This window comes from Pleurocapsa sp. PCC 7319 (assembly GCF_000332195.1).
Classification (GTDB): Bacteria; Cyanobacteriota; Cyanobacteriia; order Cyanobacteriales; family Xenococcaceae; genus Waterburya.
On record NZ_KB235922.1, the window covers coordinates 5,554,963 to 5,571,033 of the forward strand.

Below are 16,071 nucleotides of genomic sequence, written 5' to 3' on the forward strand. Positions count from 1 at the left end.
GATGTTGGGATCAACTCCAGCATCATCATAACATTTCATAGAGGGTTATACTGAATTGTCTCGCAACTACTTATTTACCTCCGAATCAGTCACAGAAGGTCATCCCGATAAAATTTGTGATCAAATTTCCGACACTATTTTAGATGCTTTATTATCCCAAGACCCTTTAAGTCGCGTTGCGGCAGAGGTGGTAGTAAATACCGGCTTAGTTTTAGTCACGGGAGAAATTACTACTAAAGCTCAGGTCAATTATGTAGATTTAGTCAGAGAAAAAATTGCTGAAATTGGCTATACTCATGCAGAAAATGGGTTCTCGGCTAATAGTTGTTCTATATTAATTGCTCTAGATGAACAATCCCCAGATATTTCTCAGGGAGTAACCTCTGCTCAAGAGCAACGGGAAAATATGAGCGATCATGAGCTAGATCAAATTGGGGCTGGCGATCAGGGAATTATGTTCGGGTTTGCTTGCAATGAAACTCCTGAATTGATGCCCATGCCCATTAGTTTGGCTCACCGTATGTCTCGTCGTTTGGCATTTGTACGTAAGCAAGGAAATTTAGACTATCTTCGTCCTGATGGTAAAACTCAGGTTTCGGTTCAATATGAAGATGGCAAACCTGTGGGAATTGACACTATTTTAATCTCTACTCAGCATACTGAAACCATCGGCGATCTATCTGAAGGTAGTTCTGTGCAGAAAAAAATCAAAGACGATCTCTGGTCAGCAGTAGTTCAACCAATATTTGCTGATTTAGAGTTAAAACCTGATGATAAAACACGTTTTCTCGTGAATCCTACAGGTAAGTTTGTAGTTGGTGGTCCTCAAGGTGATTCTGGTCTGACGGGTCGCAAAATTATTGTTGATACTTATGGTGGTTATTCACGTCATGGTGGTGGTGCTTTTTCTGGAAAAGATCCCACTAAAGTAGATCGTAGTGCCTCATATGCCTGCCGTTATGTTGCTAACAATATAGTAGCAGCTGGATTAGCAGATAAATGTGAAGTACAAGTTAGTTATGCCATTGGTGTGGCAAAACCAGTGAGTATTTTTGTAGAAACTTTTAACACTGCTAAGATTGCCGAAGAAAAGTTGTTAGAACTAGTTCAGCAATACTTTGAATTGCGTCCCGCGGGTATTATCCAGACTCTCAATCTAAGGAATTTACCTCAAGAAAGAAGCGGTCGTTTTTATCAGGATGTAGCTGCATACGGACACTTCGGCAGAACCGATTTAGATTTGCCTTGGGAAAAAACTGACAAAGCCCAACAGCTAAAAGAAGCTACATTATCAACTACTGCTGCTTAAGACTATCAGAGAATTAAGCATATTAATTATTGGTGGGAGTTTAGTAACACTAGACTCCTTTCTTATAAGTAACTGTTTAAAAAATCATCTAAGTTAAAGGTTAGGATTAAACCGCTTTTCGGTTAGCTATTAGCTCTTAGCCGTTAGCTTTGTTAAAACGTTTAAATTGAAAATTAATCTGTTTCTTGGGAGAATTAGGAAAATTAAATTTGCTAGAAGTATTGTGATATCTTATCTATTTTTTCTCGTTCAATTGTATCCAAGTTAAGTAGGTAAGCAGAATAATTTATAAACCCATACTATTAAGCTGTTTCTCTATTCCCTATTCCCTGTTCCCTATTCCCCTGCCGTAGGCATTTTATTATTTAATTACACCCACCTACTTAGTAATTTAATTGATTAATTTAAAGTAAAGATGATTTGACTTCTAAAACAAATTGAAATAAATAATTTACCAAATAGATAATAATCAGTGAATTTATGACTAATTTTAATATTCAGGCTAGATTTACCTGAATATTAATGATAATTTTTAAATCAGAAAAACTTAGATAATGCCAACTAATATATTGAGAAATATAGCAAATTATATTTCAATCTAGTTGCTCATCTTTTTTCTTGGATTATTAGTTTATAGCATTAACTATATATAAAATTTAAAATAGTAGAGTCATGAAAAAAGTTTTATTTGGTAGTTTTACATCTTTATTAGTTCTACTTGCTGCCCCAGGAATAGCAACTGAAGTAACCCCTTCCAATCTTGTGTTTCAAGGTTATCAGGGTCGCCTAGCTAGTGAAGGAATTCCTGGTTATGCCACTTTTCTACAAGCAGTTCATTTGGGTAAAATTGATGCCACGACATTAGTTGATGGTGCAATTTCTCAAGGAAAACTTGAGCCTAAAACTGCTCAGAATGAAAGCTATTTACGACAAGTTAAATCCTCCTTGTTTCTCCTTAGAGTTGGTGGGGGAAGTCGTTAATTTTAGAGTTGAATATAGCTCTTGAATAAAATCTGCAAGTTGGAGTAGATTCATTTGCTCAATTAGCAAGATTGTTATAGTGTTTATACTTATTGGTTCACCCTAAGGAAAGCAGCATTTTGGATAATTCTTGTTTTAACCAGTTTTCTCCTCTTGCAGCGATCGCAACTCATACCCAAGCAGCGCAAGTTCTTAAGCCTCTATCTCAAAACGCTGAGATTCAATTATGGTTGCCTTCCTCGGTAGAGCAGCAAGAAAATTCTCAACACTACGACAGTTCACTTAAACAACATCTAGAATCTATTTGGACAAAAAATCGAGCTTTGATCTTTTGTCTAGCTACAGGTGCAGTAGTGAGGTTGATTGCACCCCTGCTGCAAAATAAGTCGCAAGACCCTGCTGTAGTGGTAATTGATGCTCAAGGTGACTATGTAATTAGCCTTTGTAGTGGACATCAGGGTAAAGCTGATTTACTTGCTCAGTTAGTAGCTAGTCAAATTGGCGCAACCGCAATTATTACGGGAGCATCTCATAACTTATCATTACCTGCTATTGATGTTTTGGGATTTACTTATGGTTGGCGCAAAGGTTCGGGTGATTGGTTAGGAGTAATGTCAGCGATCGCTAGACAAGAATCTGTCCAGGTAATTCAAGAATCTGGTTCAACTTTATGGCAAGAACATCTACCTGAAAAACATCCATTTAATTTCAACTGTTCTGAATCGCAACGAACTTTAACCAAAAGTACTGCTGCTGAAAACCAGTTAACAAATGACTCTCAACTAAAAAATGTTAGTCCCCAAGCTCGAATTTGGATTAGCCATACGAAAAAAAAATTTGCACCTCGCTCAGATTTTCCTGAGGTACAATGGCATCCCAAAGTATTATGGATAGGGGTTGGTTGCGAACGAGGAACATCCAGACAGTTAATTGAGACAGCCATAGATGAAACTTGTAGAACTTATCATTTGTCTATTGAAGCGATCGCCGGAATTGCCAGTATCGATCTCAAAGCTGACGAAACAGGAATTCTGGAAGTATGTCGTCGCCGTAATTTAGCTTTTAAAACTTTTGATGCTAGCCAATTAAATCAAGTTGAAGTGCCCACTCCATCAAAAGTAGTTGCCCAAGAAGTTGGAACACCCAGTGTTGCGGAAGCTGCTGCCATTCTGGTAGGAGATATTTTACTAGTATCAAAACAAATATTTAAATCCGACAGTCAACCAGGAGCTGTGACAGTAGCAGTTTCCCAATCTAATCTAGAGTATATTGGTCGGACAGGTAAGTTATACTTGGTCGGTATCGGTCCTGGGAACTTAGGACAAATTACCCCTGCTGCCCAAACGGCTATTGTCCAAGCAGATGTTGTAATCGGTTACAGTCTATATACCGATCTAATCAAATCATTACATCGACCAGGACAAATAATTGAATCTTCCCCCATCACCCAAGAGCAACAAAGGGCTCAACGAGCCATAGAACTAGCCCAGTGGGGTTTAACTGTAGCAGTAGTTTCCTCTGGAGACTGTGGTATTTATGGGATGGCAGGCTTAGTATTAGAAGAATTACAGGCAACAGGATGGCAAGGTAAGACCCCCCAAGTACAAGTTTTTCCTGGTATCTCAGCCCTTCAATCAGCAGCTTCTCGAGTCGGTGCACCTTTAATGCATGACTTTTGCGCCATAAGTCTGAGTGATTTATTAACCTCTTGGGAGGTGATTGAAAAACGATTAACGGCAGCAGCCAGTGGCGATTTTATTACTGCTCTTTATAATCCGCGATCGCAAAAACGCCAGCAACAAATAATTATCGCTCAAGAAATATTTTCTCAGCATCGTCAGCCAGATACTCCAGTAGCGATCGTTCATGGAGCCTATCGCGAGGATGAACAAGTCATTCTCACTACTCTAGATAAAATGTTAGACCAGCCTATAGATATGTTAACTACGGTAATTATCGGCAACACTAACACCCGCAACTATGCCAATTGGATGATTACTCCTAGGGGATATTTTGACCAGAAAAACGATGCAGAATGAAATATTTATGTATGAATATGAGTTTTATTGGTCACTTCTTACAGAAATTAAGCAGTAGGAGCAAAATTGCGCATCGAATTAATTAAGCGTTCAAAATATGGTTCCAAGTCACTTTGTCGATCTGCTGGAAATTTTTGCAGACTAAAAAGTTTTAATTGTTCCAAACCTAAAACCATCGCGTCTAACGGAACTGCTAGTTCTTGATAAAGTTGTTCCATATAGCCTAAACCGCGATCGCTAGTATAATCTACTGACTGACCGCTAATGCCATAGCTAATACAGCGCATAAAATGCCAAAAGTCGCGCCAACAAGCCTCAGCTCGGCTCGGAGGATACAGACCTCCTCCAGGTTCAGTAATCTGCGGATTGGCAGCTAGAACCACTTCTCTTGCTTGGGAAACGATGTCCACAACATGATCTCGTAAAACTTTTCCCTGAGCCAAACCGTCAGATAAGCCAGGAACCAAAGTTTTTATCTGTTTAATATCCTCATCTGTCAGATACCGTCCCTCATCATCTGCTTGCTGAAAAATTTTAATTACTTCTGGTGGATAATCTTGCCAATTATCAAAGCTAACAATACGGGACTTTTTAATTAATTCTTTGACTTGTTCACTGAGCATTTTAATTCTAAAAGATAAGGACTTAACTATATATCTTCCTCAAGACTGCTGATCGTTAGCCAAAATGTAAAGTAAAGTAAAGTTGTAATTTAATTTTCAGCTCATGGATATCGATCAAATCAAAAATGCTTTAGAAGATTCCGATCCGCAACAGAGAATGAAAGGAATTAGAGAATTACGTCATTACGAAGTAGATATTGCTACTCCACTACTTTTAGCCCATGTCGATGATCGAGAATTTTTAGTGCGTTCTTTTGTGGCAATGGGATTGGGCAAAAAACGAAATTCCCAGTCTTTTGCTGGATTACTCACAATGATGGAGTTCGATAGCGATCCCAATGTAAGGGCAGAAGCAGCCAATTCCTTATCCTTTTTTGGAGCAAAAGCTATTGCTCATCTCAGACAAATGTATGAGCAAGACGATCATTGGTTAGTACGTCGTAGTATTATTGCCGCTTTAGCAGATTTAGATTGCCCTCAAGAACTCTGGGAAGTCTGTGCTATTGGTTTAAGAGGCGATGATTTGCCCGTCAAAGAATCTTGTATTAGTTGTCTAGGTCTTTTAGCAAAAACAGAATTACAGGAAGAAGGATTAAAATCGCTTTTATCTTTAGTAGAAGATCGATCTTGGCGTATCAGAGTTCAAGTTGCCAAATCACTAGGCAAATATAATCATCCTGATGCCATTACTGCATTAAATAAGCTTAAGGCAGATCAAGACCATCGAGTAGTGGGAGCAGTTCTCGAAAGTCTGGTCTAAGATTCGATTAGCTAACCTTTCTACAATTAATATGAACAAACAAAAGACTCTTTGATAATATTATTAGAGAAACATTAAAAAATATTACAAAATTCCTTAAATGAAATTATTGGTAGTGGGTGCGACTGGCACGTTAGGTAGACAGGTAGCACGCCAGGCTTTAGACGAAAATCATGAAGTACTTTGTTTAGTCCGCAACCCTAACAAAGCGACTTTCCTCAAAGAATGGGGTGCAGAATTAATTAAAGGTGATTTATGTGACAAATCAACTCTTCCTAGAGCTTTAGAGGGTGTAGATGCTGTTATAGATGCTGCTACCGCCAGAATTACCGATAATCTTAGTGTCAGGGAAGTAGATTGGGAAGGAAAAGTAAATTTGATTCAAGCTACAAAAGCTGCGGGAGTTGACAGATATATCTTTTTCTCAATTTTGAATGCCGAAAAACATCCAGAAGTCCCTCTAATGGATATTAAGCGTTGTACTGAACTATTTTTGGCTGAATCTGGTTTAAATTACACAGTTCTGCAACTCGGCGGCTTTATGCAAGGCTTGATTGCCCAGTATGCAATTCCCATCCTTGAAGAGCAAGTCGTCTGGATAACAGGAGAAACTACTCCTATTGCCTATATGAATACTCAAGACATCGCTAAATTCGCTGTTCGGGCTTTGACAGTACCTGCTACTGAAAAGAAAACTTTTCCAGTTGTGGGAACAAAAGCTTGGGGTGCTTATGAGATTATGAACCTCTGCGAAAATTTGTCGGGTAAAACTGCTAGAATATCTCGCGTCTCTTTGACCGTGTTGGGTTTAATGCGCCGTATTACTCGTTTCTGTGAATGGGGACAAAATACGGCAGATCGTCTGACTTTTGCCGAAGTATTAGCTAGTGGTCAACCCTTAGATGCCCCAATGGAAGAAGTATATGAAACTTTTGGTCTAGATCCTCAAGAAACTACTACTCTCGAAGAATATATGGAGGAGTATTTTAGTCGGATCATGAAAAAACTCAAGGAAATCGATTACGAGAAAAACAAAGGCAAGAAGAAAAAGAAAGGTAAAATACCTTATCGTAACCAATTCTAAATAGGTATTAGAGTTTGACTGCTCACCGCCTTGAAAGGTCGGTGATTCTAGCTATTAGCCATTAGCCATTAGCTACCTTCGGTTTTTGCCGTTGAGCAGCTAGATTACTTAGCTACGCAGGTAGCAATCTAAAGCTAAAAGCTAAAAGCTAACGAAAAGTCTTCCTAAAAGGAAGAAGCTTTAAACCCAGAGCGACGGTAAAAACGTTTAATATGAATAAGCTTTGTTCATGTTAAACGTTTTTAAGATATGGTTTGTTAGCTTCTTGAAGATCTACGAGCCTGCAAAGTGTCTATAAGTCATTTATCTCTAGTTTTTCACGATTCATTTTTAGGATCTAGTCATAGATACAAACGAGGTACATTATGACTGCGTTAACTGTTAGGAAAGCTACCCAACAAGATGTAGAACCAATAATTGATTCGATTGTACTGGCTTTTAGTACTGATCCTTTAGTTCGCTGGATGTATCCTTCAGCCCATCAATATTTAAAAAGTTTTCCAGATTTCGTAAGCACTTTTGGTAGTCGGGCATTCAACTCTCAAACTATTTACTACGCCGAAAATTATTCTGGCGCAGCTGTGTGGTTTCCTCCTCAGATTGAGCCGGACACAGATTTATTAATAGAAGTTATCCTGCAAACAGTATCTCAGTCGCAGCAAGATGAAATATCTAGTTTACTAGAAAAGACGAGCCATTTTCATCCCCGCGATCCTCATTGGTATTTAGGAATCTTGGGTGTAGAATCAACTCAACAGAAAAAGGGATATGGTTCAGCGTTAATTAAACAGGTGCTAACCATTTGCGATCGCGATCATCAAATTGCTTATCTGGAATCCTCTAATCCTGCCAACAATAAGTTTTACGAACAACATGGGTTTGAAATTATCGATCAGATTCAAGTTGGACAGTCGCCAACTATTTTCCCCATGTTGCGCTATCCACAATAAATTACTTAATTGAAATATGCGGCGATCGCCTGATGTATTAGATACATAAGCCATAGTTAGAAATAATTTAGGATACTCAATTAAATTTCTAAAGCTAGTTCTGCTGCTGTAGATTAATGTTCTGGACAAAACTGGTTAAAAATTGCGATCGCTGAGTATGGTTTATCATTTGATTTCACTGTTTGGGTTAATTGTCTTCATTGGAATTGGCTATCTATTTTCTCAAAATCGACGATTGATTCCCTGGCAGACAGTACTTTGGGGAGTTGCTTTACAGTTGATTTTAGGAGTCCTGATACTTAAAAGTGAAATTGGTTTAACCGTTTTTCAATTTCTGGGTTCGCTCATCAGTCAGTTTTTAGACTTTTCCGATCAAGGTGCCAAGTTAGTATTTGGTGATGGCTTTGAAGAGCATTTCATTGCCTTTAAAATTTTGCCGACGATTATCTTTTTTTCGGCATTTATTTCTTTGCTCTATCATTACAATATTTTGCCTCGCATTGTGGCAATGATGGGCTGGATAATGATGCGAACCATGAAAACCTCAGGGGCAGAATCATTGAGTTGTGCTGCTAATATTTTTGTGGGACAAACCGAAGCTCCCTTAATGATTAAACCCTATCTATCCCAGTTAACTAAGTCTGAACTACATTCAGTGATGACGGGGGGATTTGCCACCATCGCCGGTGGAGTTATGGCAGCATATATTGCTTTTGGCATTCCCGCAGAACATCTACTCTCTGCTTCTGTGATGTCTGCCCCCGCAGCTTTAGCTGTCTCTAAACTTCTTTATCCAGAAACCGAAAAACCCCAGACTCAAAACAGGATTAATACTCTACCTCAATCAAACTACGTAAATGGCATTGATGCGATCGCTACGGGCACAATTGAAGGATTAAAATTAGCTCTCAATGTAGGAGCGATGTTAATTGCTTTTTTGGGCTTAACAGCTCTGGTAAATTCCCTATTAGCATTTGTTGGCAATCTCACGGGAATTCCCTTTTTATCATTAGAGTGGATTTTTTCTTATGCCATGTATCCCATAGCTTGGTTGATGGGTACTCCTTTAGCTGACTGTCACCAAATAGCTGTTTTGTTAGGCAAGAAACTGATTCTCAACGAATTTTTAGCATATCTAGATTTAAAAGAATTAATTTCTGAAGAATCGCCAGCTATTTCTGAACGAGCCAAAATTATTGCTACTTATGCCCTTTGTGGTTTTTCTAATCTCGGCTCGATTGGTATCCAGATCGGCGGCATCAGTGCGATCGCCCCTTCTCGTCAACAAGATTTAGCTCAATTAAGTATTAGTGCATTGGTTGCTGGTTCCATTGCTTGTTTTATGACAGCTTGTATAGCGGGAATTTTGATTTAAACTTCTGGGCAATTTAGTAATTTCTACTTGCTGATTCAGAATCTCGATCAGTTTTTAGGTTGATGAGGATGTCAAGGATCAAATTCATCTCTAGTTATTCTCGATTGTTATTTAGTTTACATACAAGTATCAACAGAGCAAGATCATGAATTTTTCTCAGACTAATCAAATAAGTCAACTCAATTTAGCTTTGCAGAATTTTAATAGTCTAAAGGTTGAAGGCATCTTCTATTTCGTCGTCGATTTAGGTATTCAGGGGAAACAACGTTGGAAAACTGATGGTACTGCTAAGGGAACAGTTTTTGTTGCCAATATTTAATTTGATTTTCATCACTTAAGTGCACGAGGAACGACAATATGGAGAGTACAGAATTATTGCAACAATATGCCACTGGTAGGCGCAACTTCATCAACATAAAATGCCGCGATCGCGACCTTAGTTGGGAAGATTTAAGTGGAATCGATCTGAGTCATGCAGATCTTAGTATTTCAATACTAGAAGGCATCGATTTGGCTGCTGCCAACCTCATCGAAACCGATTTATCTCGTACCGATCTAACTGCTGCCAATTTATACCAAGCTAATTTGTGTGGTGCTAACTTATTTGGTGCCGATTTACGAGGTGCAGAACTAACTGGTGCTAACTTACTAGGAGCAGATTTACGGGGTGTCAGCCTAGCTGGAGCAGATTTAAGTGGTGCAATTATACCCAATGGAACAATCATGCCAGAGAGGACGATTATTCGACGCAGGCTGAAAATTACTTTTAATAGCTTTAATTATTAATAATTACTAGAATTACGAGCAACAACAACATAAAAAGATTAGAATTCAACACTAACAGACTTTTTAGAGCTTTTTGGGCTGATAATTTTCATAATAATTGAATCAATACTGAAGACCAAAATTAGCAAAATCAACTTTAATAATTTCATTTTTTATAAGTTCGAGTACTCATGATCAAAAAATCGCTAAGTTATTTGGCTCTGGCGATCGCTACTTTAATACTAGCTGTTGCTTGTAATTCTGATACCAATTTAATAACGACCCAAGTTAATAAAACAGTCAACCCAAACCAGGAAAAGGTTCTAAAACTTTGGTGGGACAAAGGTTTTAATCCAGAAGAAGATGAAGCACTACAAAAACTAGTTAAAAACTGGGAGCAAGAGACTGGTAATAAAGTACAAATTCATTTTTATACTTTAGACGATCGCACCAATAAGCCAAAAAGATATCTTCAAGGAGGAGTTTCTCCCGATATCTTTATGAGTTTTAAAGCAGAAAGTACTCTTAATCCTAGTTTGGCATGGGAGAACAAATTAATAGATGTTAGTGATATCATTGAGCCGGTCAAAGAAGTCTACAATCCTCAAGCTTTAGAAACAGCCTATTACTACAATAATGTTGCTCAAAAGCATAGTTATTATGCAGTTCCCATTCATCGAGCCGCACTGCATATCTACTACTGGAAAGATTTAGTCGAAAAAACCGGTCGTACCGAAGCAGATATTCCTCAAGATTGGGATGATTTTTGGCAATTTTGGCTGGACATTGGAGAAGATTTAAAAACTAAACATCAACAAGATATTTTCCCCATCGGCTTACCCATGTCTACGGAAGCAGGAGATACCTATCAGGCTTTTGAGCATATTTTGGAAGCCTATAATGTCAAAATTGTCGACTCCGAGGGTAATTTATTAGTTGATAGTCCTCAAGTGCGTCAAGGAATTATCAACTGTTTAGATTGGTATACTCAGTTTTATTTGCAGGGATATACACCTCAAGAAGCATTAGATTGGACTAATTCCGATAACAATCGCTTATTTCTTAATCGCGAAATCTTGATGACAACTAATGCGACCCTCTCTATTCCTGCTGCATTACGTCACGATCCAAATGCTTATAGTAGTAAATTGGGTATTGTCGAATTACCAAATAAACCTAACGGCGAACCAATGCAACATATATTTTTGGTAGAACAAGCCGTAATTTTTAATGATGCAGAACATCCACAATTAGCCAAAGACTTCCTTGCTTATCTAGTCCAGCCAAAAGTTATCAATAGTTTTCTCAAAGAGTCAGGAAGACATTCCCCTGCTCACACAAGTGCTTACCAAGATTCATATTGGACCAACCCCAAAGATCCTCATACTTCTGAGGTAACTAAAACTCTAACCAAAAGCCAAATTCGCTCTATTTATCCTTCTAATAGCCCAGCTTATAGCGTTGTACTTAAAGAAAATGTCTGGGGTCAGAGTTTGGAAAAAATTGCGCTCAATGGCTTGACTCCAGAACAGGCAGCTGATGAAGCTATAACCAGAATCAAAGAAATTTTTGCTGCCTGGAAATAGAGAAACGATGATTATAAAACTAGTTAAGTATTTTACTCTGGCGATCGCCATTTTCTTGCTGACTGTTGCTTGTAATTCCGACACTCAACTACAACATACTCCGGGTACTAAGTCGCGATCGCCAAATCAAGAAAACGTTTTACAAATCTGGTGGGATAAAGGCTACTATCCCGAAGAAGATGAAGCACTACGCGCAGTTGTCAGTCAGTGGGAACAGCAAACTGGTAATCAGGTTCAACTAGGTTTTTATACTAATGATGAACTGTCACAAAAGACTCAGAGAGCAATTCAGGCTGGTAATCCTCCAGATATTTTGATGAATGATGGTGGCGATCGCACTATAGGCTCTCTAGCATGGTCGGGACAACTAGCTGATGTGTCTGAAGTCATCGAACCGGCAAAGAGCTTACTTGATGACACCATGTTATCCAGCGTTAGTCTGTATAACAATGTTGCCCAAAAACAAGGTTACTATGCTGTACCGATTCACGTGAGCATACCCCACATATTTTATTGGCGAGATTTGCTACTAAAGATCGGAAAAAACGAGCAAGATATCCCTCAAGATTGGAACGGTTTTTGGCAGTTTTGGCAACAAGCGCAAATAGCTCTACAAGCTAAACAAAAAGAAACAATCTATGGAATTGGTTTACCTTTGTGTGAGGCAGCAGTTGATACTTATGAAATTTTTGAGCAAATTTTAGAAGCCTATGACGTTGTTACAGTTGATTCTAACGGCAATTTACAAGTCGATCTTCCTGAAATACGCCAGGGAATCGTTAATTGTTTAGATTGGTATGCTGGATTTTACCTTCAGGGGTATGTTCCACCAGAGGCAGTGAGATGGCTGAACCCAGACAATAATCGCAGCCTTTTAAACTACCAAGTAGCCATGACTCCGAATAATTCCCTGTCTATTCCGGCAGCTCTTGGCAGAGATTCAGATGAATATAAAAATAAATTGGTAACAGCCCCATATCCCAATAAACCAAGTGGTGAGCCAATGAAATATATAGCTTTGGTTAGACAAGCAATTATTTTGGCTGATGCACCAAATCAGAAATTAGCTAAAGAGTTTCTCTCCTATTTAATTCAACCCGAAATTATTGGAGATTATCTCAAGGCTGCAGGAGGTCGTTTTTTTCCTGTTAATAATAAATCATGGTCAGACCCATTTTGGACAGATCCTTCCGACCCTCATATTTCCACAGCAGCACAACCTTTTCTTAATCAACAAACTAGACTTTCTTATACATCTTTAAATCCTGCTTATAGTTTGGTCTTAAAAGAAGGCATTTGGGGTCAAGCTCTTAATCGCATAGCTGTAGATAAAATATCGCCTGAGCAAGCAGGAGATGAAGCAATTTCCCAAATCAAAGAAATTTTTGCTGCCTGGAAATAAATTCAAATTATCGGCAAAACTTCCCTAGTTTTTCCCGATTAAAGTTTAAGCTATGCGAGATTTAAGGATGTCCTGACAACTTAATTGCTAATTGCTTTTTAGTATGGGGAGCAACTTTCGTTTACGCTTCAAAGTGAGATATTGGTCGCTCGTTATAGCGATCGCGATTATTTTTATCTCCATAGCTTGCTCGAATTTTCTTCAAAACAATTCTTCTGTAACTACTAAATCAGCACAAGAAACAACTGAACTTAATATCTGGTGGGAACAGGGTTTTAATCTCGAAGAAGATGAAGCTCTTAGGACTGTAGTCAATAACTGGCAAGAACAAACTGGCAACAAAGCTAAGTTGTCTTTTTTTACTCTTGACGAGTTGACAGCCAAAGTAGAAAGAGCGGTTAAAGTGGGACATACTCCAGACATAATGATGAACCTAAAAGCAGAGAGGATTCTCTATCCGCGTTTAGCTTGGCAAGGAGAACTAGAGGATGTTGCCGATATTATCGAGCCAATAAAAGATGCTTATTCCGATAACACTCTGAGAGCAATTACCTATTACAATGCTAGTGAGAATAAACGTAGCTATTATGGAGTTCCTCTCGATCAAGCTACGATGTTTATTTATTACTGGCAGAAGCTATTAGCTTCAGTTAGTTTAGACTCGAGAGATATTCCCCAAGATTGGGATGGTTTTTGGCAGTTTTGGCTGCAAGCGCAGGAAAAACTCAAAACAGAGCAAAATCAAGAAATTTTCGGTTTGGGATTAACCCTTTCCGATAATAAAAGTACAAACGATACTCATAATCTCTTCGAGCAAGTTTTAGAAGCATATGATGTTGATTTATTTAATGAGCAAGAGAAGTTAGATCTGGATAACCCAAAAGTGCGTCAGGGAATTATTGACTGTCTCAATTGGTATGTTCAACTGTATAAGCTAGGTTGTATTCCACCAGATGCAGCGAAATGGTCGAATATTGATAATAACCGCAATTTACTTAACAAATTGGTGTTGATGACCCCCAACAACACTTTGTCTATTCCTGCAACTGTGCGTCAAGATCCGGAAACTTATTACAATCAACTGGGAATCCTTGAATTCCCTCATAAACCTAGTGGGGAACCAATGCGCTATTTAATTTTTGTGAGACAAGCAGTTATTTTTAAAAATTCAACTCACAAATTTTTAGCCAAAGACTTTTTACGTTATTTAATCCAGCCAGAAGTTACCATCAGTTTTCTTAAAGCCACTGGAAATAGGTATCAGCCAGTACAAACCGCTATCTTGTCTGACCCTTTTTGGCAAGATACTTCAGATCCCTATATTGCTACTGCTACCAAAATATTAACCGCAGGACATACACGTTTATCTTATATCGTTTCTCATCCAGCTTATAGCCAAGTTTTGGCAGAAAATATCTGGGGTCAAGCTCTGACTCAAGTAACTGTTGAACAAATCAATCCCGAAATAGCAGCAGACGAAGCTATAGAAAGGATTAGAGAGATTTTTGAAGAATGGAGGTAGACCTGATCGATCGCTCTTGATGACTCCTAATCCATCCCTATCGATTCCTGGTACTGTGCGTCAAGATGCAGAAACCTATCGCGATCGCTTGGGAATTTTAGATTTTCCTCTTAAGCCCAATGGCAAGCCCATGAGCCATTTAGTTACAGTGACTCAGGCGGTAGTATTTGCCGATTCTCCCCGACAGCAATTAGCAAAAGACTTTCTCTCTTATTTAACTCAACCCGAAATTATTGCTAGTTATCTAAAAGCTTCAGGCGATCGCAATTTACCAGTCCATAAATCAGTATGGCAAGATCCATACTGGACTAATCCCAAAAATCCTCATCTGGCTCATGCTGCGAAGATATTAACCACAGAACCAACTCGTCCTTTTTACATAGCTCAAAATCCTGCTTACTCAATAGTTTTACAAGAAAATATTTGGGGTCAAGCTCTCAATCGAATAGCGATTGACAATCTATCTCCCGAACAAGCAGCAGACGAAGCCATTAGCAAAATCAAAGAGATTTTTAATCAATGGGATGGTGGGGATAAATAGTGTGGTTAACTGGTAGAGTTAGACCTAAGTAAGAAATAAGAAGTTAACGATTAATATCGCGCTCAATTTTTTCGAGATCTAATTGCACAGGATTAAATGGTTGTTGATTACCATTGCGATTAACATTTTGGGAAATTACTGACTGTACTCCTTCGATAGTGGAAATCATACTGCGAGGGTCCATAAACATCACCTTACTACTATCGCTATTACCAATTTCTTTACCCATTTCTAAATAGTTTTGTGCCAAAAGAAACTGTAAAGCTTCGCGAGCATTGGGATCATGTTTTAGCTTATCCATTACAATTTTCATCGCTTCGGCAGTAGCTTCGGCTTTGAGGATTTGTTCTTGGCGTTCGCCTTCTGCTTTGAGTATGATTGCTTGCTGTTCGGCTTCAGCTCTCAGAATTGAAGCTTTTTTGTCGGCTTCAGCTTCTAATAATTTAGCTTGAGCATCCCCTTGAGCCGAGTTGATGGCTGAATCGCGATGTCCTTCCGAAGTTAAAATATTAGCCCGTTTTTGCCTTTCCGCTGCCATCTGTAATTCCATCGAATCCTGCACAGCTTTTGAGGGCATAATATCTCTCAGTTCTACCCTAGTTACTTTGACACCCCAAGGATCGGTGGCAATATCTAGCTCCCTCAATAAAATTTCGTTGATTTCAGTACGGGCGGTAAAAGTTTGATCTAGCTCCAATTTCCCCATTTCTGAGCGAATTTGAGTTAAGACCATATTCACCATCGCATCACGCAGACTTTCTACTTTGTAAAAAGCTTTATACATATCCATGATGCGCCAGTAAACTACTGCATCAACCGTGATACTAACGTTGTCGCGAGTAATACAAGATTGGGCAGGAACATCTAAAACTTTTTCTTTGACTGTATCCTTGTAAACTACTTTATCGATAAAAGGAGTGACAAAGTTTAGCCCTGGTTCTAGTTTCTTTCTATAGCTACCTAAACTTTCAATTAGATATTCTTCTTTTTCTTTAACAATTTTGACTGAACCTGCAAGTCCAGAACCAAAAAACGCAATTAAAACTAAAGTTAAAAATTGACCCATAATTTATTTCTCCAAGTTAAATCTAAATTAAAAATTTAAATATTGCTTTAGTTATAACTTTTCTCCCA

At 38.5% G+C, this 16,071-nt stretch carries 15 protein-coding genes; 13 read left to right on the top strand and 2 right to left on the bottom strand.

The features are described 5' to 3' along the window. Positions 1 to 55: 55 nt before the first annotated feature. From metK to cobJ, 3 genes are all read left to right on the top strand, one after another. Positions 56 to 1,309 (top strand): methionine adenosyltransferase, encoded by a 1,254-nt coding sequence (gene metK / locus PLEUR7319_RS0129310; protein ID WP_019508796.1) that lies wholly within the window; start codon positions 56 to 58, stop codon positions 1,307 to 1,309. 672 nt (positions 1,310 to 1,981) lie between these two features. Then, positions 1,982 to 2,290: a hypothetical protein gene (locus PLEUR7319_RS38665; protein ID WP_019508797.1), complete on the top strand. Its 309-nt coding sequence runs from the start codon at positions 1,982 to 1,984 to the stop codon at positions 2,288 to 2,290. A gap of 119 nt (positions 2,291 to 2,409) precedes the next feature. Continuing rightward, positions 2,410 to 4,329, top strand: a complete 1,920-nt coding sequence (gene cobJ, locus PLEUR7319_RS0129320; RefSeq protein ID WP_051044482.1) for a precorrin-3B C(17)-methyltransferase — start codon at positions 2,410 to 2,412, stop codon at positions 4,327 to 4,329. A 47-nt stretch (positions 4,330 to 4,376) separates the two neighbouring features. Here the strand turns inward: cobJ and PLEUR7319_RS0129325 are convergent, their stop codons facing one another. Then, positions 4,377 to 4,952, bottom strand: a complete 576-nt coding sequence (locus PLEUR7319_RS0129325; protein WP_019508799.1) for a hypothetical protein — start codon at positions 4,950 to 4,952, stop codon at positions 4,377 to 4,379. A 103-nt stretch (positions 4,953 to 5,055) separates the two neighbouring features. Between PLEUR7319_RS0129325 and PLEUR7319_RS0129330 the strand changes: the two genes are divergently transcribed. The 10 genes from PLEUR7319_RS0129330 (at position 5,056) to PLEUR7319_RS0129375 (ending at position 14,937) form a co-directional block, all read left to right on the top strand. Beyond that, a complete protein-coding gene (locus tag PLEUR7319_RS0129330; protein ID WP_019508800.1) occupies positions 5,056 to 5,712 on the top strand; it encodes a HEAT repeat domain-containing protein in 657 nt (218 codons plus the stop codon). 100 nt (positions 5,713 to 5,812) lie between these two features. Further along, positions 5,813 to 6,796, top strand: coding sequence for an SDR family oxidoreductase (locus tag PLEUR7319_RS0129335; RefSeq protein ID WP_019508801.1), 984 nt, complete (start codon positions 5,813 to 5,815; stop codon positions 6,794 to 6,796). A gap of 365 nt (positions 6,797 to 7,161) precedes the next feature. After that, positions 7,162 to 7,746: an N-acetyltransferase gene (locus PLEUR7319_RS0129340; RefSeq protein WP_019508802.1), complete on the top strand. Its 585-nt coding sequence runs from the start codon at positions 7,162 to 7,164 to the stop codon at positions 7,744 to 7,746. A gap of 157 nt (positions 7,747 to 7,903) precedes the next feature. Continuing rightward, positions 7,904 to 9,121 (top strand): NupC/NupG family nucleoside CNT transporter, encoded by a 1,218-nt coding sequence (locus PLEUR7319_RS0129345; RefSeq protein ID WP_019508803.1) that lies wholly within the window; start codon positions 7,904 to 7,906, stop codon positions 9,119 to 9,121. 145 nt (positions 9,122 to 9,266) lie between these two features. Continuing rightward, positions 9,267 to 9,440: a hypothetical protein gene (locus PLEUR7319_RS41015; RefSeq protein ID WP_019508804.1), complete on the top strand. Its 174-nt coding sequence runs from the start codon at positions 9,267 to 9,269 to the stop codon at positions 9,438 to 9,440. A 38-nt stretch (positions 9,441 to 9,478) separates the two neighbouring features. Beyond that, positions 9,479 to 9,907, top strand: a complete 429-nt coding sequence (locus PLEUR7319_RS37125; RefSeq protein WP_019508805.1) for a pentapeptide repeat-containing protein — start codon at positions 9,479 to 9,481, stop codon at positions 9,905 to 9,907. 170 nt (positions 9,908 to 10,077) lie between these two features. Beyond that, a complete protein-coding gene (locus PLEUR7319_RS0129360) occupies positions 10,078 to 11,472 on the top strand; it encodes an ABC transporter substrate-binding protein (RefSeq protein ID WP_026102861.1) in 1,395 nt (464 codons plus the stop codon). A 7-nt stretch (positions 11,473 to 11,479) separates the two neighbouring features. Further along, positions 11,480 to 12,874 carry an ABC transporter substrate-binding protein gene (locus tag PLEUR7319_RS0129365; protein ID WP_019508807.1) on the top strand — a complete coding sequence of 465 codons (1,395 nt, stop codon included), beginning with the start codon at positions 11,480 to 11,482 and terminating at the stop codon, positions 12,872 to 12,874. A 103-nt stretch (positions 12,875 to 12,977) separates the two neighbouring features. Next, positions 12,978 to 14,396 (top strand): ABC transporter substrate-binding protein, encoded by a 1,419-nt coding sequence (locus PLEUR7319_RS0129370; protein ID WP_026102863.1) that lies wholly within the window; start codon positions 12,978 to 12,980, stop codon positions 14,394 to 14,396. Continuing rightward, positions 14,380 to 14,937, top strand: coding sequence for an ABC transporter substrate-binding protein (locus PLEUR7319_RS0129375; protein WP_237743635.1), 558 nt, complete (start codon positions 14,380 to 14,382; stop codon positions 14,935 to 14,937). The genes PLEUR7319_RS0129370 and PLEUR7319_RS0129375 overlap by 17 nt, the downstream gene beginning before the upstream one ends. A gap of 43 nt (positions 14,938 to 14,980) precedes the next feature. Here the strand turns inward: PLEUR7319_RS0129375 and PLEUR7319_RS0129380 are convergent, their stop codons facing one another. Beyond that, positions 14,981 to 16,003 (bottom strand): SPFH domain-containing protein, encoded by a 1,023-nt coding sequence (locus PLEUR7319_RS0129380; protein ID WP_019508810.1) that lies wholly within the window; start codon positions 16,001 to 16,003, stop codon positions 14,981 to 14,983. Positions 16,004 to 16,071: the final 68 nt, after the last annotated feature.

What these genes read in the sequence shown, in the direction of transcription:
- PLEUR7319_RS38665 (WP_019508797.1), top strand. Translation starts at nt 1,982, where the DNA reads ATGAAAAAAGTTTTATTTGGTAGTTTTACATCTTTATTAGTTCTACTT.
- PLEUR7319_RS0129325 (WP_019508799.1), bottom strand. Translation starts at nt 4,952, where the DNA reads ATGCTCAGTGAACAAGTCAAAGAATTAATTAAAAAGTCCCGTATTGTT.
- PLEUR7319_RS0129330 (WP_019508800.1), top strand. Translation starts at nt 5,056, where the DNA reads ATGGATATCGATCAAATCAAAAATGCTTTAGAAGATTCCGATCCGCAA.
- PLEUR7319_RS0129335 (WP_019508801.1), top strand. Translation starts at nt 5,813, where the DNA reads ATGAAATTATTGGTAGTGGGTGCGACTGGCACGTTAGGTAGACAGGTA.
- PLEUR7319_RS0129340 (WP_019508802.1), top strand. Translation starts at nt 7,162, where the DNA reads ATGACTGCGTTAACTGTTAGGAAAGCTACCCAACAAGATGTAGAACCA.
- PLEUR7319_RS0129345 (WP_019508803.1), top strand. Translation starts at nt 7,904, where the DNA reads ATGGTTTATCATTTGATTTCACTGTTTGGGTTAATTGTCTTCATTGGA.
- PLEUR7319_RS41015 (WP_019508804.1), top strand. Translation starts at nt 9,267, where the DNA reads ATGAATTTTTCTCAGACTAATCAAATAAGTCAACTCAATTTAGCTTTG.
- PLEUR7319_RS37125 (WP_019508805.1), top strand. Translation starts at nt 9,479, where the DNA reads ATGGAGAGTACAGAATTATTGCAACAATATGCCACTGGTAGGCGCAAC.
- PLEUR7319_RS0129360 (WP_026102861.1), top strand. Translation starts at nt 10,078, where the DNA reads ATGATCAAAAAATCGCTAAGTTATTTGGCTCTGGCGATCGCTACTTTA.
- PLEUR7319_RS0129365 (WP_019508807.1), top strand. Translation starts at nt 11,480, where the DNA reads ATGATTATAAAACTAGTTAAGTATTTTACTCTGGCGATCGCCATTTTC.
- PLEUR7319_RS0129370 (WP_026102863.1), top strand. Translation starts at nt 12,978, where the DNA reads ATGGGGAGCAACTTTCGTTTACGCTTCAAAGTGAGATATTGGTCGCTC.
- PLEUR7319_RS0129380 (WP_019508810.1), bottom strand. Translation starts at nt 16,003, where the DNA reads ATGGGTCAATTTTTAACTTTAGTTTTAATTGCGTTTTTTGGTTCTGGA.